Consider the following 22,176-nt stretch of genomic DNA (forward strand, 5'->3'; position numbering starts at 1 on the left):
CGTCAAAAGGGAAACAGCCCTAACCTACAGCTAAGGTCCCCAAGTCACGTCTAAGTGGGAAAGCATGTGGGAATCCCAAAACAACCAGGAGGTTGGCTTAGAAGCAGCCATCCTTTAAAGAAAGCGTAACAGCTCACTGGTCTAAATAAGGGTTCCTGCGGCGAAGATGTAACGGGGCTCAAGACGTGCACCGAAGCTTAGGGTTTGGACTTCGGTCCAAACGGTAGCGGAGCGTTCCGTAAGCCTGTGAAGCGGTCTGGTAATGGGCCGTGGAGGTATCGGAAGTGCGAATGCTGACATGAGTAGCGACAAAGAGGGTGAGATGCCCTCTCGCCGAAAGACCAAGGGTTCCTGCTTAAAGCTAATCTGAGCAGGGTGAGCCGGCCCCTAAGACGAGCCCGAAGGGGGTAGTCGATGGGAACCACGTTAATATTCGTGGGCCTGGTGGTGTGTGACGGATCGCGTGTGTTGTCTGACCTTATCGGATTGGTCAGGCTTCGAAGCGGTTCCAGGAAATAGCCCCACCGTATAGACCGTACCCGAAACCGACACAGGTGGTCTGGTAGAGTATACCAAGGCGCTTGAGAGAAGTATCCTGAAGGAACTCGGCAAATTGCCTCCGTACCTTCGGAAGAAGGAGGCCCCACATATGCGCAAGCATTTGTGGGGGGCACAGGCCAGGGGGTAGCGACTGTTTAGCAAAAACACAGGACTCTGCTAAGTCGGCTTCAAGACGACGTATAGGGTCTGACGCCTGCCCGGTGCCGGAAGGTTAAGAGGAGGAGTGCAAGCTCCGAATTGAAGCCCCGGTAAACGGCGGCCGTAACTATAACGGTCCTAAGGTAGCGAAATTCCTTGTCGGGTAAGTTCCGACCTGCACGAATGGCGTAACGACTTCCCCACTGTCTCCAGGATATGCTCAGCGAAATTGAATTCTCCGTGAAGATGCGGAGTACCCGCGGTTAGACGGAAAGACCCCGTGCACCTTTACTGCAGCTTCAGAGTGGCATTAGGAAAGAATTGTGTAGCATAGGTGGGAGGCTTTGAAGCACTGGCGCCAGCCGGTGTGGAGCCATAGGTGAAATACCACCCTGTTGTTTTCTGATGTCTAACCCAGGACCGTTAGCCGGTTCGGGGACCCTCTGTGGCGGGTAGTTTGACTGGGGCGGTCGCCTCCTAAAGAGTAACGGAGGCGCGCGATGGTAGGCTCAGGCCGGTTGGAAACCGGCTGTTAGAGTGCAATGGCATAAGCCTGCCTGACTGCGAGATTGACGAATCGAGCAGAGACGAAAGTCGGTCATAGTGATCCGGTGGTCCCTCGTGGAAGGGCCATCGCTCAACGGATAAAAGGTACGCCGGGGATAACAGGCTGATGATTCCCAAGAGCTCATATCGACGGAATCGTTTGGCACCTCGATGTCGGCTCATCACATCCTGGGGCTGGAGCAGGTCCCAAGGGTTTGGCTGTTCGCCAATTAAAGTGGTACGTGAGCTGGGTTCAGAACGTCGCGAGACAGTTTGGTCCCTATCTGCCGTGGGCGTCGATACTTGAGAGGAGTTGCCCCTAGTACGAGAGGACCGGGGTGAACATGCCTCTGGTGTACCTGTCATTCCGCCAGGAGTGCAGCAGGGTAGCTATGCATGGACGGGATAACCGCTGAAAGCATCTAAGCGGGAAGCCTCCCTCAAGATAAGGTATCTTCGAGTCGTGATAGACCATCACGTTGATAGGCCGGGTGTGGAAGTGCGGTAACGCATGAAGCTAACCGGTCCTAATAACTCTGTTCATGCTTGAGAATCCCGCCATCAATGACAGGCCTGCCCTTGCAGGTCCCGTCCAACGATGACGGACGATACCAGCCAACTTAACAACATCGCAAAATCCATCCCAAAAAGATGGATCCAATGCATCGATACAATCCGTCGGCTCCATTGCCTGGTGGCCATAGCGTCTGTGAACCACCCGATCCCTTCTCGAACTCGGCCGTGAAACCAGTCCGCGCCAATGGTACTAACGCTCAAGCGTTGGAAGAGTAGGTCGTCGCCAGGCATTGAAGCCGACGGATTATAACAACATAAAAACCCATTCATGATGACTAAAGGTGCCTGCCGCTATCGGTACGTGCCAAGGTGACGCGGGGTGGAGCAGCCCGGTAGCTCGTCAGGCTCATAACCTGAAGGTCGTAGGTTCAAATCCTACCCCCGCAACCATTGATCGGACGTATTCCAGCCTCGCCTTGTGCGGGGCTTTTTTGCGTTCGGCTGCCCGCACGGTGTTGGCAAAGGTGGCGTTTCCGCGCGTGATGACGCTTGCGTAAATGCGGATTTCACGACACAACGCGCGCTCCGGAAGCGCCGGAGGCACCATCGTTTTGCCAAAAACGCCCTATTTTCGGCTCTTTCAGGCGGAAAACAGTGGATAGCTTGGTTGGAACGATGGATTAGTGAGGCTTTGTCGCGTTAGCCGGTCCATCCCATTACCAATGAAAGCAAGACCATGAACAGCAATGATCTGGCCGATGTCCTCGTCGCGAGCCACGGCCTTACCAAGGCCGACGCGCGCAAGGCCGTGGACGGCGTTTTCGCTGCCATCGCCGATGCCGCCGGCAAGGGCGACGAAGTTTCCCTGAACGGCTTCGGCAAGTTCAAGGTGAAGAACACCCCCGCGCGTGAAGGCCGCAACCCCTCGACGGGCGCGACCATCCAGATCGCGGCGTCGAACAAGCTGACCTTCTCTCCGGCGAAGGCCGTGAAGGACAAGCTCAACGGCTGAGCCGTTGCAGCCGGCGCCTTGCCAGTGGCAGGGCGCCGGTCTTCGCTTTCCGCCAGGCGCACGCATCGACGGGGCCTTCTGGGCTCCCTAGCGCAACTGGCGTTTTTCGAGCTTCCGTGCCAGCGTTCGGCGATGCATGCCAAGGCGGCGCGCGGCTTCCGAAATATTGAAATCGCATTCCGCTAGCGTGGCGTGAATGTATTCCCATTCCACCGTCTTGATCGAGCTCTTGCGGCCTTCAAGCGGGGTGTCGGGATCACCATCGGCCTTGTGGAAGGCCTCCTCGATATCGTCGGTATTGGCGGGCTTCGCCAGATAGTGCGAAGCGCCGAGCTTGATCGCTTCGACAGCCGTGGCAATGCTGGCGAAACCGGTAAGGACGACGATGCGCGTATCGGCATCGCGCTGGTGAAGCATTTGCACGCAGCCCAGACCGGATGCGGTGCCCAGCTTGAGGTCGACGACGGCGTAGTCGAAGCGCGTGGCGGCAAGCAGGACTTCAAGATCTTCCGGCGAGGCGGCATGGCTGACGGTGTAGCCACGGCGCTCCAGCGATCGCTGCAAGGTCCGCGCGAAAGCGGGATCATCCTCGACGATCACCAGAGAGTGCCGCGATGGCGCGGTATCGTCCTGCATCAGCGCGCCCCTTTTCCGGAAAAGATCAAGGCTTCGAGCGGAATGCTGATGCGCACCAGCGCGCCGCCGTCATTGGGATTGCCGACTTCCACCCGGCCGCCGAGCTTGCGGATCACGTTCACCACGAGAAACAGGCCCAGTCCACCGCCGGCGCGGCCCTTGGTGGAGGAATAGGGTTTGCCGAAAGCTTCGAGCATTTCCTCCGCGAAGCCCGGTCCGTTGTCGCGCACTTCGATGACCAGATCCCGAAGGGGCGTTCGCGCGTGGATGGTGACGCGCGCGGGGGAAACTTCGAGCGCGTTGTCGATCACGTTGCCGATAACCTGGCGCAAGGCAGGATCGGAGACGATGGCGACGTCCTGCGAGACTTCGTTACGAAATTGCACGGCACCGGCGCTGCGATCACGCCAATCGGCGGCGATTTCATCGAGAAACGCGCCGAGCCGGATGACCGATGGGCTTTCGCCCCGCGCTTCGCCGGCGGACATCAGGATGCCCGAGACGATCGTCTTGCAGCGCTTCAACTCGGTCTGCATTTCATCCACTTCGCCGGACAGTTCAGGCGTGGCCTTGACCACGGGGTGGTGCGCCCAGTCCCCCAGGATCACCGACATCGTGGACATTGGCGTGCCCAGTTCGTGCGCCGCACCCGAAGCAAGCAGACCCATGCGGACGATGTGATGTTCCTCGGCCGCCTGCTGGCGCAGCGTGGCGAGTGCGGCATCGCTCTGCCGGCGGTTGCGGTCCATGCGGATTACGAAGAACACCAGCAGCGCGGCGATGAGAAGGAAGCAGAGGAGGCTGCCGAGCAGATAGAGGCGCAAGGGTTCCGCGGCGTATTGCGGTGGCAGCGCAAGCGGACGGTACAGGAACGTCAGCAGCGCCACGCCCAGCGCGGCGATCGCGGCGACGATCCAACTCCAGTCGGGCGGCAGCAGGATCGCGCCGATCACGATCTGCAGCAGGAACAGGAAGGTGAACGGATTGGTCGTCCCGCCGCTGAAATAGAGCTGCCACCCCAGTGCCGCGACATCCAGCATCAGCGCGCCGAGCAGTTCCATGTAGCTGTACCCTTCGCGCTCCCGCCCCATCACCGAGGTGGCAAGATTCACGAAGCCGAGGAGGACCGGCACGGTTATCAGCTGCGGTAACGGCAGGTTCACGCCCATCGCCGCCGCAGCAATCCAGATCGTCAGCAATTGTCCCGCCACAGCCATCCAGCGCAACTGGACGAGCAGCGCCATGTTGCGCGCGCTGGCGGGCGGATAGGAGAGCTGGGCGAGGCTTCTGGTCATGATTGCCTGCGCCATACCACGATTGCCCCGGCGGCGCACAGCGCGGCGAGGGCGAACCAGGTCAGGGCATAGGCAAGGTGGTTATTGGGGAACGTCAGCACGGTGAGCCCGGCGACGGGTGTTTCTGAAGCGCGGGGGCTTTCCAACTGCGCGTCGATAAACAGCCGTGGGTCGATGGTCACGCCGCGCCTGGCGGCAATCGCGGCGACATCGCGCGAATACCAGCGATCATCACCGGGCCGGTTGGCGCGCAGGAAGGCGCCGCCGGGTTCGGTCAGGCGGAGCAGGCCGGTGACGGTGACGCGGCCGGAGGGCGTCGCGCGGCGCACCGGATCAACCCGGGAACCGCTCGGGACGAAGCCGCGATTGACGAGGACGGGCGGACCGCGATCGGGCTGGAGCGGCACGAGCACCCAGTAGCCGCTGCCGAGAATTGATGTGCCCGTGACGAGTGTTACGCCTTGTGCGTCATATGTGCCGCTCATGGTGAGGCGGCGGTATTCGAGCGGCTTGAGCGTGCCTTGCGGAAGCACCGCCACCGGGATCGGCGTGGCATGCGTGGCCTGTTCAACGTGCGCGATCAGGGCTTCCTTCCACGCCAGCCGGTGGACCTGCCACACGCCCAGCGCGATGAAGGCGGGCACAAGGAGAAGAAGGGCGAGCGCGAGCCAGTTGAACCCGCGCCGCGCCGCCCTGGTGTTCAAGGCGCTTGTTCCATGCCCTGCATGGTGCCCTGGGGCATCATGTTGTGGTTGAGGTGATACATCACCCACAGCGATCCGCTGAGCACGATTACCACCAGCACCACCGTGAACAGCAGCGCCAGAAGGTTCCAGCCGCCTTCCGCCTTGGCATTCATGTGCAGGAAGAAGATCATGTGGACCACGATCTGCACCGCGGCGAAGCCGGTGATGACCAGCGCTGTGGTGCCCTTGTCGGCAATGGCGCCGCTCATCACCAGCCAGAACGGAACGGCGGTGAGAATGACGGAAAGACCGAAGCCCCAGACGTAATCGCGCAGCGAACCGTGGCCCTCGTCATGCCCGTGCCCATGAACATCGTGTGCAGCGCTCATCGCAGCATTCCCATCAGATAGACGAACGTGAAGACGCCGATCCAGACGACGTCGAGAAAGTGCCAGAACAGGCTGAGGCACATCAGGCGGCGCTTGTTGGCGGCGATCAGACCGCGCTGGCCGACCTGCACCATCAGCACCGTCAGCCAGACCAGGCCGAACGTAACGTGCAGGCCATGCGTGCCGACCAGCGTGAAGAACGAGGACAGGAAGGCGCTGCGCTGTGGCGTCGCCCCTTCGTGGATCAGGTGCGAGAACTCGTAAAGCTCGATCCCCAGGAAGGCCGCGCCAAACAGGCCGGTGATCAGCAGCCAGAGCTGCGTCTGCCCTTTCTGCCCGCGCTGCATCGCCAGCATCGCGAACCCGTAGGTAATCGACGAGAACAGCAGCATCGAGGTGTTGAGCGCGACCAGTGGCAGGTCGAACAGGTCTTTCGGCCCCGGCCCCGCCGCGAGGTTGCCGCCCAGCACGCCGAAGGCGGCGAACAGCATCGCGAAGATGAGGCAGTCGCTCATCAGGTAGATCCAGAAGCCCAGCATGGTGCTGCCGCCTTCGGGATGATCGTGCTCGTGCAGGTCGTAGTAGCGGCCCGTCAGGGTCGCCGGGGAAACGGACTGGCTCATGCTGCGGCTCCCTCAAGCGCGGCAAGCTGCCGGGTGCGGGTGGCTTCGGTTTCCGTCACGGTTTCGGCGGGAATGTGGAAGTCGCGCCGGTAGTTGAAGGTATGCGCGATGGCGGTGATCAGCAGCGCGCCGAAGCTTGCCACGGCCAGCCACCAGATATGCCAGATCAGGGCGAAGCCGCAGACCGCGCTGATTCCGGCCAGGATCACGCCCGCGCCCGTGTTCTTGGGCATGTGGATCGGGCGGAAGCCTTCGACCGGACGGGCCACGCCCGCGCGCTTCATGTCCTCCCACGCGTCCAGATCATGCACGATCGGGGTGAAGGCGAAGTTGTAGGCGGGCGGCGGCGAGCTCGTCGACCATTCCAGCGTGCGCGCGTTCCAGGGATCGCCGGTTTCGTCGCGCAGTTCGTCGCGCCGCAGGATCGAGACGGTGTACTGGATCAGCATGGCCACGATGCCCAGCGCGATAAGGAAGGCGCCCGCCGCGGCGATCTGGAACCAGATCTGCAGCGAGGGATCGTCGAACACCCGCATCCGGCGCGTCACGCCCATCAGGCCCATGACGTAGAGCGGGGTAAAGGCCATCCAGAAGCCGACGACCCAGCACCAGAAGCTGACCTTGCCCCAGAACGGCTCCAGACGGAAACCGAACGCCTTGGGCCACCAGTAGTTGATCGCCGCGAACACGCCGAACACCACGCCGCCGATGATCACGTTGTGGAAGTGCGCGATCAGGAACAGCGAGTTGTGCAGCACGAAGTCCGCCGGCGGCACCGCCAGCATCACCCCGGTCATGCCGCCGATCACGAACGTTAGCATGAACGCCATCGTCCACATCATCGGCAGGTCGAAGCGGATGCGCGCGCGGTACATCGTGAACAGCCAGTTGAACATCTTCGCCCCGGTGGGAATCGAGATCACCATCGTGGTGATGCCGAAGAAGCTGTTCACGCTCGCGCCCGAACCCATCGTGAAGAAGTGATGCAGCCACACGAGGTAGGACAGGATGGTGATGACGACGGTGGCATAGACCATCGACGAATAGCCGAAGAGCCGCTTGCCCGAGAACGTGGAGGTGATTTCGGAGAAGACGCCGAAGATCGGCAGGATCAGGATATAGACTTCCGGGTGGCCCCAGATCCAGATCAGGTTCACGTACATCATCGGGCTGCCGCCGAAATCGTTCGTGAAGAAGTTGGTGCCGACATAGCGATCGAGGCTGAGCAGCACGAGCACGGCGGTCAGCACCGGGAAGGACGCCACGATCAGCACGTTGGTGCACAGCGAGGTCCAGGTGAACACCGGCATCCGCATCATCGTCATGCCGGGCGCGCGCATCTTCACGATCGTGGCGATCAGGTTGATCCCCGACAGGGTGGTGCCCACGCCCGCGATCTGCAGCGACCAGATGTAGTAATCGACGCCGACGTTGGGGCTGTAGGCAAGGCCGGAGAGCGGCGGATAGGCGAGCCACCCGGTCTGTGCGAATTCCCCGACGAACAGCGAGGCCATCACCAGCGCAGCGCCGCTGGTGGTCATCCAGAAGCTGAAGTTGTTGAGGAACGGGAACGAGACGTCGCGCGCGCCGATCTGCAGCGGCACAACGTAGTTCATCAGCCCGGTCACGAACGGCATGGCCACAAAGAAGATCATGATCACGCCGTGCGCGGTGAAGATCTGATCGTAGTGGTGCGCGTTGAGATAGCCTTCCGATCCGTTGAACGCGATCGCCTGCTGGATGCGCATCATCAGCGCGTCGGCAAAGCCGCGCAGGAACATGACGAGGCCCAGCACCATGTACATGATGCCGATCTTCTTGTGATCCACGCTGGTGAACCACTCTTTCCAGAGATAGCCCCACAGGCGGAAATAGGTGAGCGCGGCTAGCAGCGCGACGCCGCCCAGCGCGACGACCGCGAACGTGGCGAGCACGATCGGCTCGGTCGGGATCGCATCGGGGCCGAGGCGCCCGAGCAGGAACGACCAGTGTGGTTCGGCAGGTGTCATGGATCAGTGTCCGCGATCAGGAAACGGGGGAGGACGCCGGAGCGGCGAGGGAGAGGGTGCGGCTGGCCGGCTGTTGGGGCGGTGCCTCCTTCAGCGGTCCCTTGCCGGCGCAATAGGCATTCGCGTTGACGAACAGTCGCGCGCCGCTGGGCTGGCGACCGGGAAGCACGGGCACCACCTGTTCGCGACCGAACTTGTCGTAGGTCAGCGCGGCAAGGTTGAACTGCCCGGCGCGGCCGGTGCCGCCTTCGGCGTCGATCGCCATCATCTGGTTCACGCACATCTTGCCAGGGCGGACGCAGAGGTTGACGGCTGCGTCGAACAGCGCCGGATCGACGTTGGCGAAGTGGCGGACCGGTTCTTTCTCGCTCGGCTGTTCGAGCTTCAGGTAGGCCGTGCGGTCCAGCGCGTCGGCACCCTTGCGGATGCCAGCGGCCCAGACGTCGAAATCGCCCGCGGATACGCCGCGCGTCACGAAACGCATCTTGGAGAAGCCGGCGCCGCTGTATTGCGCGGAAAAGCCCTGGAACGCGCCCGTCCGGTTGAGCACGGCATGGAGCTTCGATTCCATGCCTGGCATGGCATAGATCTGGCCGGCGAGTGCGGGCACGTAGAACGAGTTCATCACCGACGACGCGGTCAGGCGGAATTGCACCGGGCGATCCACCGGCAGGACCAGATCGTTGACGGTCGCGATCTTCTGTTCCGGGTAGATGAACAGCCACTTCCAGTCGAGCGCGACGACTTGCACTTCCAGCGGCTTCGTACCGGCCGGAAGCGGCCGGGCGGCGTCTATGCGCGACAGCGGACGGTAGGGATCGAGCGTATGAGTCGTGACCCAGGTGATCGACCCCAGTGCGATGATGATCATCAGCGGCGCCGACCAGATCACCAGTTCCAGCTTGGTGGAATGGTGCCATTCGGGCGCATAGGTCGCCGCGGTGTTGGATGAACGGTAACGCCAGGCGAAGGCGACCGTCAGCACCATGACCGGCACGATGATCAGCAGCATCAGCGCCGTGGCGACGATCACCAGATGCGCCTGCTGTTGCGCGATATCGCCCGAGGGATTGAGAACGACCCAGTCGCAGCCGGAGAGGAGGGCAGCAAGCGGGAGGACGACGGCACCGCGCGCGAGGCGCCAGAGGGACGGGGGGATCGCTGGCATGGCGCGCGGACTAGGCGCGTCGGATGGTGCGTTCGATTGGACAATTTGTCCCACCCGCGCCTTGACGCGGATCAATGACAGTGAAACCTTGTGCTCAACGGTCGGAACAGACCGGGGTGAAGCCCGCAACGGGCACGAACGAGGTGCCTGACATGACTGCAGTTCCCTTCGATAACGGCATGGCGGGGCAAGGCCCGCGCGGGCATGCCGGTCACGCCGTTTCGCCGGGCGACATCGCCATCGGCGTGATCATCGGTCGCACGTCCGAATTCTTCGATTTCTTCGTCTATGCGATCGCTTCGGTGCTGGTGTTCCCGAAGGTCTTTTTCCCCTTCGCTCCCCCGCTTCAGGCGATGCTGTGGTCGTTCTCGCTGTTTGCGCTGGCCTTTCTGGCCCGTCCGGTGGGGTCGGTGGCGTTCATGGCCGTCGACCGCATGCTGGGGCGCGAGGCGAAGCTGACGATCGCGCTGTTCCTGCTGGGCGGATCGACCGCCGCGATTGCCTTCCTGCCCGGCTATGAGACACTGGGCGCGCGGGCGATCTGGCTGCTGGCGCTGTTCCGGCTGGGGCAGGGCTTCGCGCTGGGGGGCACCTGGGATGGCCTGGCCTCGCTACTGGCGCTCAACGCGCCCGAGAACCGGCGCGGCTGGTATGCGATGATCCCGCAACTTGGCGCGCCGCTGGGCTTGATCGTGGCGAGCCTGCTGTTCGCGTTCTTCACCGCATCGCTGTCCACCGCCGATTTCCTTGAATGGGGCTGGCGCTATCCGTTCTTCGTCGCCTTCGCGATCAACGTCGTCGCCCTGTTCGCGCGGCTGCGCATGGTGGCGACGCCCGAGTTCCGGCGGCTTTACGAATCGCGCGATCTTCAGGCCGCGCCGGTGCTGGAGACAGTCTCGCGCGAATGGCGGACGGTCGCGATCGGGGTGTTCGCCCCGCTGGCGAGCTTCGCGCTGTTTCACATGGTCACCGTGTTTCCGCTGTCGTGGGTACTGCTGTTCACGCCCGAACAGCCGACCAGCTTCCTGCTGATCGAAGCCGGTGCGGCGGCGATCGGGGTGCTGGCGATCATCGCGTCGGGCCGGCTGGCCGACCGCATCGGCCGCCGCCGCCTGCTGGTGGTCTCGGCTGCGGCGATCGCCGTGTTCAGCGGGTTCGCGCCGCAATTGCTGGGGCTGGGTGAGGGCGGCGAGATCGCCTTCATGGTGCTGGGCTTCATCCTGCTGGGACTGGCTTTCGGGCAATCGTCGGGCGCGGTCTCGTCCAACTTCGCCACGCGCCATCGCTATACCGGTTCGGCGCTGACGAGCGATCTGGCGTGGCTGTTCGGCGCGGGGTTTGCGCCGCTGGTGGCGTTGTGGCTGGCCGCGCAGGGCGGGCTGCTCGCTTCGGGCGCTTATCTGCTGTCGGGCGCGCTGGCGACGCTGGTGGCGCTGTGGCTCAATGCGGAACTGGCGAGCCGCCATTGACGTACCCGGTTCCCTGGGCCGCGATTGCCGCCTAGGGAACCGGCGTGACCGACCTGCCGATCCACGCCGTCCTGCCAGATCTGCTTGCCGCCTTGCGCGCGCAGCCGTCCGCCGTGCTGATCGCGCCGCCGGGCGCGGGCAAGACCACCTCCGTCGCCCCCGCGCTGCTTGGTGAGCCGTGGTGCGATGGCACGGTGATCCTGCTCTCGCCCCGCCGCGTGGCGGCGCGTGCAGCTGCCGAGCGCATGGCGGAACTGATGGGCGAGCAGCCGGGCGAGACGGTGGGGTATCTGACCCGCCTGGACAGCAAACGCTCGGCCCGGACCCGCATCCTCGTCATGACCGAGGCGATCTTCGTGGCGACGATCCTTGGAGATCCCGACCTGAAGGGGGTTTCCGCCGTGCTGTTCGACGAAGCGCACGAGCGCCATCTCGATAGCGATCTGGGGCTGGCGCTGGCGATCGAATCGCAGGCGGTGTTGCGGGAAGACCTGCGCCTGATCGTCATGTCCGCCACCATCGACGGCACGCGCTTTGCCGGCCTGTTGGGCGATGCGCCCGTGATCGAGAGCGAAGGGAAGGCGTTCCCGCTGGCTATCCGCTGGCTGGGCGCGCGGCCGGACCTGCGGCTGGAACAGGCCATGGCCTCCGCCATCGGCGAGGCATGGCGCAGCGAACAGGGGGATGTCCTGGCCTTCCTGCCCGGCGTGCGCGACATCGAGCGCACCGCCGATCTGCTCGCGGATCGCCTGCCGCAAGCGCTCGTGCTGCCGCTGCACGGGCAGGTGGAGCCGGCGGGGCAGCGCACCGCGATCCGGCGCGATGCCGGCGGACGCCGCAGGATCGTGCTCGCCACCGCCATCGCCGAAACCAGCCTGACGCTGGACGGGGTTTCGGTGGTGGTCGATGCCGGCCTTTCGCGCCGGGCCGAGTTCGACAAGACCGCCGGTGTCACGCGGCTGGTGACTCACCGTGCCAGCCAGGCTGCCGCGGCGCAGCGTGCGGGCCGCGCGGCGCGGCAGGGGCCGGGCGTGGCCTATCGCTTGTGGGAAGAAGCCGCCCACGCCGGCCGGCCGGCCTTCGATCCGCCCGAAATCCTCACCTCCGATCTGGCACCGCTGGCGCTCACGCTGGCGCAATGGGGCGCGGGTGATCCGGCCGGCATGGCCTGGATCGATCCCCCGCCGGTGCCGGCGATGGCCGCCGCGCAGGCGCAGTTGCGAGCGCTGGGCGCACTCGATGCCGACAACCGGATCACCACGCACGGCCGCGCCTTGGCGAAGCTGCCAATGGAGCCGGCGCTGGCCCATATGCTCGTCTTTGCCGCCAGGCGCGGCGCGGCGCGGGAGGCGGCGCGGCTGGCGCTGCTGTTGCAGGAGCGCGGCCTTGGCGGAAAGGGCGAGGATCTGGCGCGACGGCTCGATCGCTGGAACGGCGAACGCGGCGGCCGGGCGGAGGCATCGCGCAAACTGGCGGCGCGTTGGGCGGAGATGGCGGAGCGCGTCTCTTCGTCCACCGGCTCCGAATCTGCCGATGGACGCGGGCAAGCTCCGCCCCCGGGCGTGCTTCTCGCGGAAGCCTTCCCCGATCGCATCGCCCGCCGCCGGTCCGCCAGCGGAGAGGAATGGCTGTCCTCCGGCGGGCGCGGCTATCGGCTCGATCCCGCATCGCCGCTCGCTACCGCCGAATGGCTGGTGATCGGCGATGCGCAGGGCGAGGCCAAAGGCGCGCGGATCATGGCCGCGCTGGCGTTGGACGAGGCAGACATCACCCGCTGGCTGCCGCACCGGCTGGAAGCGCGCCACGCCCTGACGTGGAACGAGGCCGAGGCCCGCGTCGAGGCGCGGCTGGAGCGCCGGCTCGGCGCGATCGTGTTGGCGCGGGTGCCTGATCCTTCGCCCGATCCGGATGCGGTGGCCGCGCTCCTGCTCGATCAGGTGCGGCGTTCGGGGCTCGCCTTGCTGCCGCTGGGGGGAGGGGCCAGGGCGCTGCTCGAACGCGCGCGCCATGCCGGGCTTACGGCGCTCTCGGAAGCGGCCTTGCTGGACGGGCTGGACGAATGGCTCGGGCCGTTGCTGGCGGGAAGGCGGGATTTTTCCATCCCCGCCGGCAAGCTGCACGATGCGTTGGCAAACCGGCTGGACTGGAATGAGCGGCAGACACTCGACCGGCTGGCTCCGGCGGAGTACCGCTCGCCAGCCGGAACCAGCCACGCCATCGATTACGCGCACGAGGGCGGCCCGACCGTGGAACTGCGAGTGCAGGCGCTGTTCGGGCTGGACCGGCATCCCGTGATCGGCCAGCCGGCAAGGCCGCTGCTGCTGAGCCTGACCTCGCCCGCCGGACGGCCGATCCAGACGACGGCCGATCTGCCCGCGTTCTGGCGCGGAAGCTGGCGCGATGTGGTGAAGGACATGAAAGGCCGTTATCCCCGGCACCGCTGGCCCGACGAGCCGTGGGCCGAAGACCCGAGTCTCAAGACCAAGAACGCGTTCGAGGCTTCGCGGCGATCCTGATGATGGCCCGATCCTGCGTTCGCAGCCACCTTTGGCGGGGTGCGCGGAAAGTCTCTCTTGATTCCGGCAACGATTCGACCGAAAGCGCAGCCCATGCCTGCACGCATCTATCAGCGCCCGAAAAACGCCATGCAGTCCGGCAAGGCCCGGACCGCCGACTGGCTTCTCGAATTTGAACCGGCCGAGGCCAAGCGGCCCGATCCGCTGATGGGCTGGACCGGCTCCGGCGATACGCAGCAGCAGGTGGTGCTGCGCTTCGGTTCGGAAGTGGAAGCGAAGGCCTATGCCGATCGCTACGGCATCGAGGCGCACGTCACGCCGACCCCGCCGCGCAAGCTGAAGCTGCAGAGCTACGCCGACAATTTCCGCTGATCCGCGCCGTCCGGTCGCAAGGCTGGACAAACGGCTGCCTTGTCTCCATATGCCCCACCGGGAGTCGGGTGGACGTTAGCGTTCGCCAACCTGGTCAGGTCCGGAAGGAAGCAGCCACAACGGATAGCGGCGGGTCGCCCGGCTCCTTCCATCGCACATTTCAGTCGTCCGATACCGCCGCGTTCAGGCGCGAGCGCGCTTCGTTGCGCGATCCCGTGGCGGGAATCGTGCCAGCTACCTTGCCCAGCCCGAACGGCGGCATGTTGGCATAGACCGTTTCATGACCGCCTGCCGGAACGACGTAGGTTTCATGGAAAATGCCCACCGTGCCATCAGCGCCGACGGCCTTGTTGAAGGCGGTCCAGGCCGGCCAATGCGCCCGATCGCGATCACGCGCATAGGCCTCCAGACTGTCGAAATCGCGCCAGTACTGCAGCAGCATGACCGTGCGCGGGCCGCGCAGAAGGTATTCGGCGCCCAGGAAGCCACTGTCCGGATTCGCGGAAAGCTCGGCCAGCATGGGCCGCATCGCGCGGATCACCGGCAACCATTTCCCGAAGCGCCAGAAGCGGTTGATGCGCATGCCGATGGCGAACACGACCAGCGGGCCGGCGTGGTTGGCGGTGAAGCGGCCGGGTTGAATGGCGTTCATGCGCGATTGGTTTCATGGTGAAACTGACGTGTCAATTCGCTGCATTCTGATGTGGTGCAAATCGACATTCCGCGCGGCAGCGCCTACCTAGGGTCATCATGGTCGATTCAACCGACATCTTCGGCAACGATACGCCGACCGAACGCGATCCGGATATGCCCGAGGACGCGCTCGGTCTTGGCCTGGACATGCCGCCGCAGCCGAAGCCCGCGCCGCCTTCGACAACGGGCGGCGATGTGCAGCCCTATCGCGTGCTGGCGCGCAAGTACCGGTCGCAGACCTTCGCCGAACTGATCGGGCAGGACGCGATGGTGCAGACGCTGGCCAACGCGATCAAGCGCGGCCGGCTGGCCCATGCCTTCCTGATGACCGGCGTGCGCGGGGTGGGCAAGACGTCCACCGCGCGCCTTATCGCCAAGGCGCTCAACTGCATCGGGCCGGACGGCCAGGGCGGGCCGACGATCGACCCCTGCGGCCAGTGCGAGCCTTGCGTGGCCATCGCCGAAGGGCGGCACATCGACGTGATCGAGATGGACGCCGCCAGCCATACCGGCGTGGACGACGTGCGCGAGATCATCGAGGCGGTGCGCTATGCCGCCGTTTCGGCGCGCTACAAGATCTATATCATCGACGAAGTTCACATGCTCTCGCGCAACGCGTTCAACGCGCTGCTCAAGACGCTGGAGGAGCCGCCGGCGCATGTGAAGTTCCTGTTCGCCACGACCGAGGTGGACAAGCTGCCCGTAACCGTGCTGTCGCGCTGCCAGCGGTTCGATCTCAAGCGTATTCCCGCGCCGCTGCTGGCCAGCCATTTCGCCATGATCTGCGGCAAGGAAGGCGTCGAGGCCGAGGACGAGGCGCTGGCGATGATCGCCACGGCGGCTGAGGGTTCGGTGCGCGACGGGTTGTCGATCCTCGATCAGGCGATCAGCCACGCGGATCTTGCGGGCGGCGGCGAGGCGACCGTCGTCACCGCCGAGCAGGTTCGCGAGATGCTGGGCCTTGCCGACAAGACCATGCAGCGCCGCCTGTTCGCCGCCGTGCTGGGGGGCGACGGCGGCGCGCTGCTGGAGGAAGTGGCGCAGCAATACGCGCTGGGCATCGAGCCGATTGCGATGATGCGCGCGCAAATGGACATCGTTCACAAGGTGACGGTGGCGCAGATCGGCGGTTCGGGTTCCGACACCCGATCGCCCGAGGAGCGCGCCGCGATCGAGGGTTGGGCCAAGGACCTGGCGGCGGGGCAGCTCCATCGGCTGTGGCAACTGCTGCTCAAGGGTTACGAGGAAGTGAAGACCGCGCCGGACCCGCTGGTGGCGGCGCAGATGGCGCTGCTGCGCGTGCTTCATGCGGCCGACATGCCCGATCCGGGATCGCTGGTGAAGAAGCTGGAGGACATCGCCTCACGCCCGGTGGTGATGGCGGCCGCGCCGGCTGGCGAAAACGGCGATGGAAGCGGCGGCGGTTCCCCGGCCATGCATGTTCCCGCACCGGTGCCCGTGGCGCTGGACTGGGCGGAACTGGTCGAGCAAGTGGAGCATCACGCGCCGCTGGTCGGATCGTCGATGCGGCTGTCCGTGCGGGTGATCGAGTTGCGCGCAGGGTATCTGCGTTATCAGTTGGCGCCGGGGCTGCCGGGCGATCCTTCGGCCGACATCCGCAAGGCGCTGCAGCACGCGACCGGCGAGCCATGGCAGGTGGAGCGCGACGACGCCATTTCCAGCGGCGAGGCGCAGCCCAGCCTTGAGGAAACCAAAACGGCTCATCAGCAGCAGGCCCATCAGGCCATGCTGGAAGACCCGTTGGTCAAGGCCGCGTTCGCCGCGTTTCCTGACGCGAAGATCATCGATGAAGACAGCTCGAGAGAGCATCAGGCACGGCCTTGGGGCCAGAGTCGGAGCAGACACGCATGAAGTCCATGGAAGAAATGATTCAGGCCGCGCAGCAGGCGGCGCAGACCATCCAGAAGCAGATGGAAGATGCGCAGTCCAAGCTGGACGCGATCGAGGTGGAAGGCGCGGCCGGTGGCGGGCTGGTCAGGATCAAGGCGTCGGCCAAGGGCCGCGTGATCGGCGTATCGCTCGATGAAAGCCTGCTTGTTCCTTCGGAGAAGGGCATTCTCGAAGACCTGATCGCAGCCGCATTCAACGATGCGCGCGGCAAGGCGGATGCCGCCGCGGCGGAGGAAATGCAGAAAGTGCAGATGGCAGCGGGTATCCCGCCGGGCTTCAAGCTGCCGTTCTGATTTCGCGTGCCACACGGTTGGCGCGTGCCGAACACAGAAAAGCCTCCCGATGCCCTGCACCGGGAGGCTTTTCTGCAACTTCAGCGGCTGGCGATCAGCCGAGGATACCGGGCAGATCCAGCCCCTTTTCGCGCGCGCAATCCAGCGCGATGTCATAGCCTGCATCGGCATGGCGCATCACGCCCGTCGCCGGATCATTCCACAGCACCCGTTCGAGGCGGCGGGCCGCCGCATCGGTGCCGTCGGCCACGATCACCATGCCCGAATGCTGGGAAAAGCCCATGCCCACGCCGCCGCCGTGGTGCAGCGATACCCAGGTCGCGCCGCTGGCGGTGTTGAGCAGGGCGTTGAGCAGCGGCCAGTCCGATACCGCATCCGATCCATCGCGCATGGCTTCGGTTTCGCGGTTGGGGCTGGCGACCGATCCGGAATCGAGATGATCGCGGCCGATTACCACCGGCGCCTTGAGTTCGCCCTTCGCGACCATCTCGTTGAAGGCCAGGCCCAGCCTGTGCCGGTCGCCGAGGCCGACCCAGCAGATGCGCGCCGGTAGGCCCTGGAAGTGGATGCGTTCGCGCGCCATGTCGAGCCAGCGGTGCAGGTGTGCGTTGTCGGGCAGAAGTTCCTTCACCTTGGCGTCGGTCTTGTAGATGTCCTCCGGATCGCCGGAAAGCGCCGCCCAGCGGAACGGACCGATGCCCCGGCAGAACAGCGGCCGGATGTAGGCGGGCACGAAGCCGGGGAAATCGAAGGCGTTGTCCACGCCTTCGTCCTTGGCCATCTGGCGGATGTTGTTGCCATAGTCGGTGGTCGGAACGCCCGCCGCCTGGAAGGCGAGCATGGCGCGGACGTGGGTGGCCATCGATGCCTTGGCCGCGCGGGCCACGGCGGCGGGATCGCGCTCGCGCTCGCTGAACCAGCCTTCCAGCGTCCAGCCGGCGGGCAGGTAGCCGTTGACCGGATCGTGCGCGCTCGTCTGGTCGGTCAGCAGGTGGGGGCGCACGCCGCGTTCGTACAGCAGCGGCAGCAGTTCGGCGGCGTTGCCGAGCAGGCCGACCGAGGTGGGCGTCTTTGCCGTGGTGACGATCGCCAGCGCCTCGTCCAGATTGTCCGTCGCCTTGTCGAGATAGCCGGTGCGCAGGCGCATATCGATGCGGCTCGGCTGGCATTCGATGGCGAGGCACGAGGCGCCCGCCATCACCGCCGCCAGCGGCTGCGCCCCGCCCATTCCGCCCAGGCCGGCGGTCAGCAGCCACTTGCCCGAAAGATCGCCGCCGTAGTGCTGGCGGCCCATTTCCACGAACGTCTCGTAGGTGCCCTGCACGATGCCCTGCGTGCCGATGTAGATCCACGATCCGGCGGTCATCTGGCCGTACATGGCCAGGCCGCGCTGATCCAGTTCGTGGAAATGTTCCCACGTCGCCCAATGGGGCACGAGGTTGGAATTGGCGATCAGCACGCGCGGGGCATCGGCATGGGTGCGGAACACGCCGACCGGCTTGCCCGACTGGACCAGCAGCGTTTCATCGTCGCCCAGCCGCTTCAGCGTCTCGACGATCCGGTCATAGCTTTCCCAGTCGCGCGCGGCGCGGCCGATGCCGCCATAGACGACGAGTTCCTCCGGCCGTTCGGCCACATCGGGATGCAGGTTGTTCATCAGCATCCGCAGCGGGGCTTCGGTCAGCCAGCTTCGCGCGGAAAGTTCGGTGCCTGTGGCCGGGCGGATGACGCGGCTGTTGTCGATACGGGTCATGATTGTCCTCTCGCGAAATCGAGACATGCTTCGAGCATCGTGGTGAGCACCGAACGCAGCGCTTCGGCGCGTTCGGGCCGGTAGGGGGATGGCCAGTTGGCGTGATCCAGCGGCCCGGCGGGATCGTCCATGTAGCCCCGGCAGGCGAGTTCCATCTGCACGGCATGGATGCCGTCGGCGGGGCGGCCATAGTACCGCGTGGTCCAGCCGCCCTTGAAGCGGCCGTTGACGACGTGGTCGAACGGGGATGCGGCGGCGATGCCGGCGGTCGTTTCCGCCAGCGAGGGATCACAGGCCGCGTTGTCGAACGTGCCGATGTTGAACTGGGGCAGCGTGCCATCGAACAGGCGCGGCACGACCGAGCGGATCGCATGCGCGTCATACAGCACGACCCGTGTGTGGACCTGCCGGAGACGCGCGATCTCGGTGGTTATCGCCGCGTGATAGGGGGCGAAATAGCATTCGCGCCGCCGGGCGATCTCCGCCGCGTCCGGTTCTGCGCCGGGAACGTAGAGCGGTTCGCCGTCGAACGTATCGACCGGGCAGAGCGCGGTGGTCGCCTTGCCGGGATAGAGCGACGCGCCCGAGGGATCGCGATTCACGTCGATCACGCTGCGCGAAATCGTGGTGCGGATCGTGGTCGCGCCCAGCGTGGTGGCGAAATCGTAGAGCCGGTCGATCCACCAGTCGGCATCCTTGCGCGCCAGCCACGGCGAACGGAACGCGGGCGCGACATCGTCCGGAATGTCCGTTCCGGTGTGGGGGAAGGCCACGACCAGCGGCGCATCGCCCCGGTGGATATGGAGCCAGCCGCTCATGCGACGCCGGGCAGGTCCGCGCCCGTCGCGGTGGTGAGCGCGCCCGAACGGACAAGGGCATTGGCCGCTTCCATGTCGGGATGGAAATGGCGGTCGTCGTCCAGATGCGGCACGTGCGCGCGGATCAGGGCGCGGGCGGCTTCCAGCGCTGCGCTTGATGCCAGCGGGGCATGAAAATCGCACCCTTGCGCCGCGGCCAGCGCCTCGATCCCGATCACGGCGCTGGCGTTGCGCGCCATGCCCATCAGGCGGCGCGCGCCGTGCGCGGCCATCGAGACATGGTCTTCCTGGTTGGCCGAGGTGGGTATGGAATCGACGCTGGCGGGATAGGCGCGCTGCTTGTTCTCGCTGACCAGGGCGGCGGCGGTGACTTGCGGGATCATGAAGCCGGAATTGAGACCGGGCCGGGGCGTGAGGAACGCGGGCAGCCCGGACAGCGCGGGATCGACCAGCATGGCGATGCGCCGTTCGGCCAGCGAGCCGATCTCGCAGATCGCCAGCGCGATCATGTCCGCGGCGAAGGCGACCGGTTCGGCGTGGAAATTGCCGCCCGAAAGCGCATCGTCGGTCTCGGGGAAGATCAGCGGGTTGTCGGTGACGCCGTTGGCCTCGATCGCCAGCGTCGACGCGGCCTGCCGCAGCACGTCGAGCGCCGCGCCCATCACCTGCGGCTGGCAGCGCAGGCAATAGGGGTCCTGCACGCGGGGATCGCCGGTGAGGTGCGAGGCGCGGATCGCGGAGCCGGCCATCAGTCCGCGCAGGGCATCGCCCACCGCGATCTGGCCGGGCTGGCGGCGCAGCAGGTGGATGCGCGGATCGAATGGTGCGTCCGATCCTCTGGCGGCCTCGGTCGACAGCGCGCCGGTGACAAGCGCGGCCTGAAACAGCGTTTCCGCCGCGAACAGCCCGGCCAGCGCGTTGGCGGTCGAGAACTGCGTGCCATTGAGCAGGGCCAGCCCTTCCTTGGGGCCGAGCACGGCGGGTTCCAGCCCGGCTTTCGCCAGCGCGGCGGCGGCGCTCATCCGTTCGCCCGCGAAGAATGCCTCGCCCACCCCGATCATCGCGGCGGCCATGTGCGACAAGGGGGCGAGATCGCCCGATGCGCCGACCGAGCCTTGCGCGGGCACGACCGGGGTTACACCGCGCAAGAGCATGGCTTCGAGCAGCGCCACCGTCGCCGGGGTGATCCCCGACGCGCCTTGCGCCAGGCTGCCCAGCTTCAGCGCCATCATCAGGCGCACGACCGCGATGGGCGACGGTTCGCCGGTGCCGGCGGCATGGCTCAGCACGATATTGCGCTGAAGCGTGGCGAGATCGGCCGTGTCGATGCGCACGCTCGCCAGCTTTCCGAAGCCGGTGTTGATGCCATAAACCGGTTCGCCCCGGTCGAGAATGCGCTCGACCGCCGCCGCCCCCGCCGTGATCGCCGGGCGGGACGATGGCGCGAGAGATACCGGTGCGCCGGCGTGGACGCGCTTCCAGTCGGCCAGCGATACCGAGCCGGGGGTAAGGACGAGTGCGGGGTTCATTTCCCTCTCCAGATGCGGGCATGGAGCGGGTTGAAGCCCATGCGATAGACAAGTTCGGCCGGGCTTTCGACGTCCCAGATGGCGAGGTCGCACCAGTGCCCGGGCTCCAGCGTGCCGGTCTCGTGGCCAAGGCCCAGTGCCCTCGCGGCGTTGCGGGTCACGGCCGTCAGGCATTCCTCCACCGTCAGGCGGAACAGCGTGGCGGCCATGTTCATCGTCAGCAGCAGCGAGGTGAGCGGCGAGGTGCCGGGGTTGCAGTCGGTGGCGATGGCGATGGGCACGCCGGCGGCGCGGAGCTGGTCGATCGGCGGCAGGTGCGTCTCGCGCAGGAAATAGAACGCACCGGGCAGCAGCACCGCCACGGTGCCGGCCTGCTTCATCGCCGCGATGCCGTCCGCGTCCAGTTGTTCGAGGTGATCGGCCGAGAGCGCGCCGTGGCGGGCTGCCAGCGCCGCGCCGCCAAGGTTCGACAACTGTTCGGCATGGAGCTTGACCGGCAGGCCCAGTTCCCGCGCGCGGGCGAATACCCGTTCGATCTGGGCGAGTGAAAAGGCGATGCCTTCGCAGAACCCATCGACCGCGTCGGCCAGCCCGGCAGCGGCCACGGCCGGCAGCATCCGGTCGCAGACGAGGTCGATATAGCCATCGGCATCGCCGTCGAATTCCGGCGGCACGGCGTGCGCGCCCAGGAAGGTTGTGCGGATCGTGACCGGGCGTTCGCGGCCCAGCGCGCGGGCGGCCCGCAACAGGCGGGCCTCGCTCTCGGGCGAAAGGCCGTAGCCCGACTTGATCTCCACCGTCGTCGCACCTTCCGCGATCAGCGCGTCGAGCCGGGGCAGGGCGCTGGCCACCAGGTCGGCCTCGCTCGATGCGCGCGTAGCGCGCATGGTGGAACGGATGCCGCCGCCGGCGCGCGCGATGTCCTCGTAACTGGCGCCGGCCAGTTTCATCTCGAACTCGCCGGCGCGGTTGCCGCCGTGGACGAGGTGGGTGTGGCAGTCGATCAGCCCGGGCGTGATCCAGCGTCCGGCGCAATCGATCGTGCGCGTGGCTTCGAAAGCGGGGGCGCTGCTCGCCGCGCCCGCGAACACGATGCGGCCTTCGTCCGCCGCGATCACTCCGTCATCGACCACGCCCAGTCCGGGCATGTGCGGGGCCAGCGTGCAGAGCCGGGCGTTTTGCCAGATCGTGTCGCAGCGCATCGCATTTCCCGTGAGTCGTTGTTCTTGGCAGCGCCTTCAAT

General features: G+C 65.7%; 18 protein-coding genes, 1 tRNA gene, 2 rRNA genes and 1 other RNA gene (1 of these 22 cut by a window edge). 10 read left to right on the plus strand and 12 right to left on the minus strand.

Annotated features, from left to right (window positions below):
• The 4 genes from F1640_RS17205 to F1640_RS17220 form a co-directional block, all read left to right on the plus strand.
• Window positions 1-1,796, plus strand: a 23S ribosomal RNA gene (locus F1640_RS17205); it begins 997 nt to the left of the window's first position.
• 139 nt (window positions 1,797-1,935) lie between these two features.
• A 5S ribosomal RNA gene (gene rrf, locus F1640_RS17210) occupies window positions 1,936-2,050 on the plus strand.
• Between the two features lie 84 nt (window positions 2,051-2,134).
• Window positions 2,135-2,211, plus strand: a tRNA-Met gene (locus F1640_RS17215).
• A gap of 265 nt (window positions 2,212-2,476) precedes the next feature.
• Window positions 2,477-2,773 carry an HU family DNA-binding protein gene (locus F1640_RS17220; RefSeq protein WP_223806555.1) on the plus strand — a complete coding sequence of 99 codons (297 nt, stop codon included), beginning with the start codon at window positions 2,477-2,479 and terminating at the stop codon, window positions 2,771-2,773.
• An 87-nt stretch (window positions 2,774-2,860) separates the two neighbouring features.
• Here F1640_RS17220 and F1640_RS17225 read toward each other — a convergent pair whose 3' ends face one another.
• Genes F1640_RS17225 through cyoA form a run of 7 tightly spaced genes read right to left on the minus strand, consistent with a single transcriptional unit; the run spans window position 2,861 to window position 9,579 of the window.
• Window positions 2,861-3,409 carry a response regulator transcription factor gene (locus F1640_RS17225; protein ID WP_124808751.1) on the minus strand — a complete coding sequence of 183 codons (549 nt, stop codon included), beginning with the start codon at window positions 3,407-3,409 and terminating at the stop codon, window positions 2,861-2,863.
• Entirely contained in the window at window positions 3,409-4,704 is a 1,296-nt protein-coding gene (locus F1640_RS17230) for an ATP-binding protein (RefSeq protein ID WP_233497632.1), read from the minus strand. The genes F1640_RS17225 and F1640_RS17230 overlap by 1 nt, the downstream gene beginning before the upstream one ends.
• A complete protein-coding gene (locus tag F1640_RS17235; RefSeq protein ID WP_206694706.1) occupies window positions 4,701-5,408 on the minus strand; it encodes an SURF1 family protein in 708 nt (235 codons plus the stop codon). Before F1640_RS17235 ends, F1640_RS17230 begins: the two co-directional genes overlap by 4 nt.
• Window positions 5,405-5,779 carry a cytochrome o ubiquinol oxidase subunit IV gene (cyoD, locus tag F1640_RS17240; RefSeq protein ID WP_124808752.1) on the minus strand — a complete coding sequence of 125 codons (375 nt, stop codon included), beginning with the start codon at window positions 5,777-5,779 and terminating at the stop codon, window positions 5,405-5,407. Before cyoD ends, F1640_RS17235 begins: the two co-directional genes overlap by 4 nt.
• Window positions 5,776-6,402 carry a cytochrome o ubiquinol oxidase subunit III gene (cyoC, locus tag F1640_RS17245; RefSeq protein ID WP_124808753.1) on the minus strand — a complete coding sequence of 209 codons (627 nt, stop codon included), beginning with the start codon at window positions 6,400-6,402 and terminating at the stop codon, window positions 5,776-5,778. The genes cyoD and cyoC overlap by 4 nt, the downstream gene beginning before the upstream one ends.
• Complete coding sequence (gene cyoB / locus F1640_RS17250; RefSeq protein WP_194920291.1) at window positions 6,399-8,411, minus strand: cytochrome o ubiquinol oxidase subunit I; 2,013 nt, start codon at window positions 8,409-8,411, stop codon at window positions 6,399-6,401. Before cyoB ends, cyoC begins: the two co-directional genes overlap by 4 nt.
• A 16-nt stretch (window positions 8,412-8,427) precedes the next feature.
• On the minus strand, window positions 8,428-9,579 hold the full coding sequence (cyoA, locus tag F1640_RS17255) for a ubiquinol oxidase subunit II (protein ID WP_194920292.1): 1,152 nt from the start codon (window positions 9,577-9,579) through the stop codon (window positions 8,428-8,430).
• A gap of 152 nt (window positions 9,580-9,731) precedes the next feature.
• Here cyoA and F1640_RS17260 point away from each other — a divergent pair, with 152 nt between their 5' ends.
• The 4 genes from F1640_RS17260 (at window position 9,732) to ffs (ending at window position 14,088) form a co-directional block, all read left to right on the plus strand.
• Entirely contained in the window at window positions 9,732-11,048 is a 1,317-nt protein-coding gene (locus F1640_RS17260; protein WP_194920294.1) for an MFS transporter, read from the plus strand.
• A gap of 44 nt (window positions 11,049-11,092) precedes the next feature.
• Window positions 11,093-13,564: an ATP-dependent helicase HrpB gene (hrpB, locus tag F1640_RS17265; protein ID WP_194920296.1), complete on the plus strand. Its 2,472-nt coding sequence runs from the start codon at window positions 11,093-11,095 to the stop codon at window positions 13,562-13,564.
• Between the two features lie 93 nt (window positions 13,565-13,657).
• Window positions 13,658-13,936: an ETC complex I subunit gene (locus F1640_RS17270; protein ID WP_125955130.1), complete on the plus strand. Its 279-nt coding sequence runs from the start codon at window positions 13,658-13,660 to the stop codon at window positions 13,934-13,936.
• A gap of 57 nt (window positions 13,937-13,993) precedes the next feature.
• An RNA gene (ffs, locus tag F1640_RS17275) (signal recognition particle sRNA small type) lies at window positions 13,994-14,088 on the plus strand.
• An 8-nt stretch (window positions 14,089-14,096) separates the two neighbouring features.
• Here the strand turns inward: ffs and F1640_RS17280 are convergent.
• Window positions 14,097-14,588: a DUF4188 domain-containing protein gene (locus F1640_RS17280; protein WP_194920298.1), complete on the minus strand. Its 492-nt coding sequence runs from the start codon at window positions 14,586-14,588 to the stop codon at window positions 14,097-14,099.
• 188 nt (window positions 14,589-14,776) lie between these two features.
• On the opposite strand from F1640_RS17280, the gene F1640_RS17285 reads away from it, so the two are divergent.
• Window positions 14,777-16,501 carry a DNA polymerase III subunit gamma/tau gene (locus F1640_RS17285; protein WP_255530600.1) on the plus strand — a complete coding sequence of 575 codons (1,725 nt, stop codon included), beginning with the start codon at window positions 14,777-14,779 and terminating at the stop codon, window positions 16,499-16,501.
• Window positions 16,498-16,833 carry a YbaB/EbfC family nucleoid-associated protein gene (locus F1640_RS17290; protein WP_194920300.1) on the plus strand — a complete coding sequence of 112 codons (336 nt, stop codon included), beginning with the start codon at window positions 16,498-16,500 and terminating at the stop codon, window positions 16,831-16,833. Before F1640_RS17285 ends, F1640_RS17290 begins: the two co-directional genes overlap by 4 nt.
• Before the next feature lie 94 nt (window positions 16,834-16,927).
• Here F1640_RS17290 and hutU read toward each other — a convergent pair whose 3' ends face one another.
• Genes hutU through hutI form a run of 4 tightly spaced genes read right to left on the minus strand, consistent with a single transcriptional unit; the run spans window position 16,928 to window position 22,135 of the window.
• Window positions 16,928-18,586 (minus strand): urocanate hydratase, encoded by a 1,659-nt coding sequence (hutU, locus tag F1640_RS17295; RefSeq protein ID WP_194920302.1) that lies wholly within the window; start codon window positions 18,584-18,586, stop codon window positions 16,928-16,930.
• Complete coding sequence (gene hutG, locus F1640_RS17300) at window positions 18,583-19,404, minus strand: N-formylglutamate deformylase (RefSeq protein ID WP_194920321.1); 822 nt, start codon at window positions 19,402-19,404, stop codon at window positions 18,583-18,585. The genes hutU and hutG overlap by 4 nt, the downstream gene beginning before the upstream one ends.
• A complete protein-coding gene (gene hutH, locus F1640_RS17305) occupies window positions 19,401-20,933 on the minus strand; it encodes a histidine ammonia-lyase (protein WP_194920323.1) in 1,533 nt (510 codons plus the stop codon). Before hutH ends, hutG begins: the two co-directional genes overlap by 4 nt.
• Window positions 20,930-22,135 (minus strand): imidazolonepropionase, encoded by a 1,206-nt coding sequence (hutI, locus tag F1640_RS17310; RefSeq protein WP_194920324.1) that lies wholly within the window; start codon window positions 22,133-22,135, stop codon window positions 20,930-20,932. The genes hutH and hutI overlap by 4 nt, the downstream gene beginning before the upstream one ends.
• Window positions 22,136-22,176 lie beyond the last annotated feature (41 nt).

The sequence above is a fragment of the Novosphingobium sp. NBM11 genome, from assembly GCF_015390225.1.
Lineage (GTDB): Bacteria > Pseudomonadota > Alphaproteobacteria > Sphingomonadales > Sphingomonadaceae > Novosphingobium.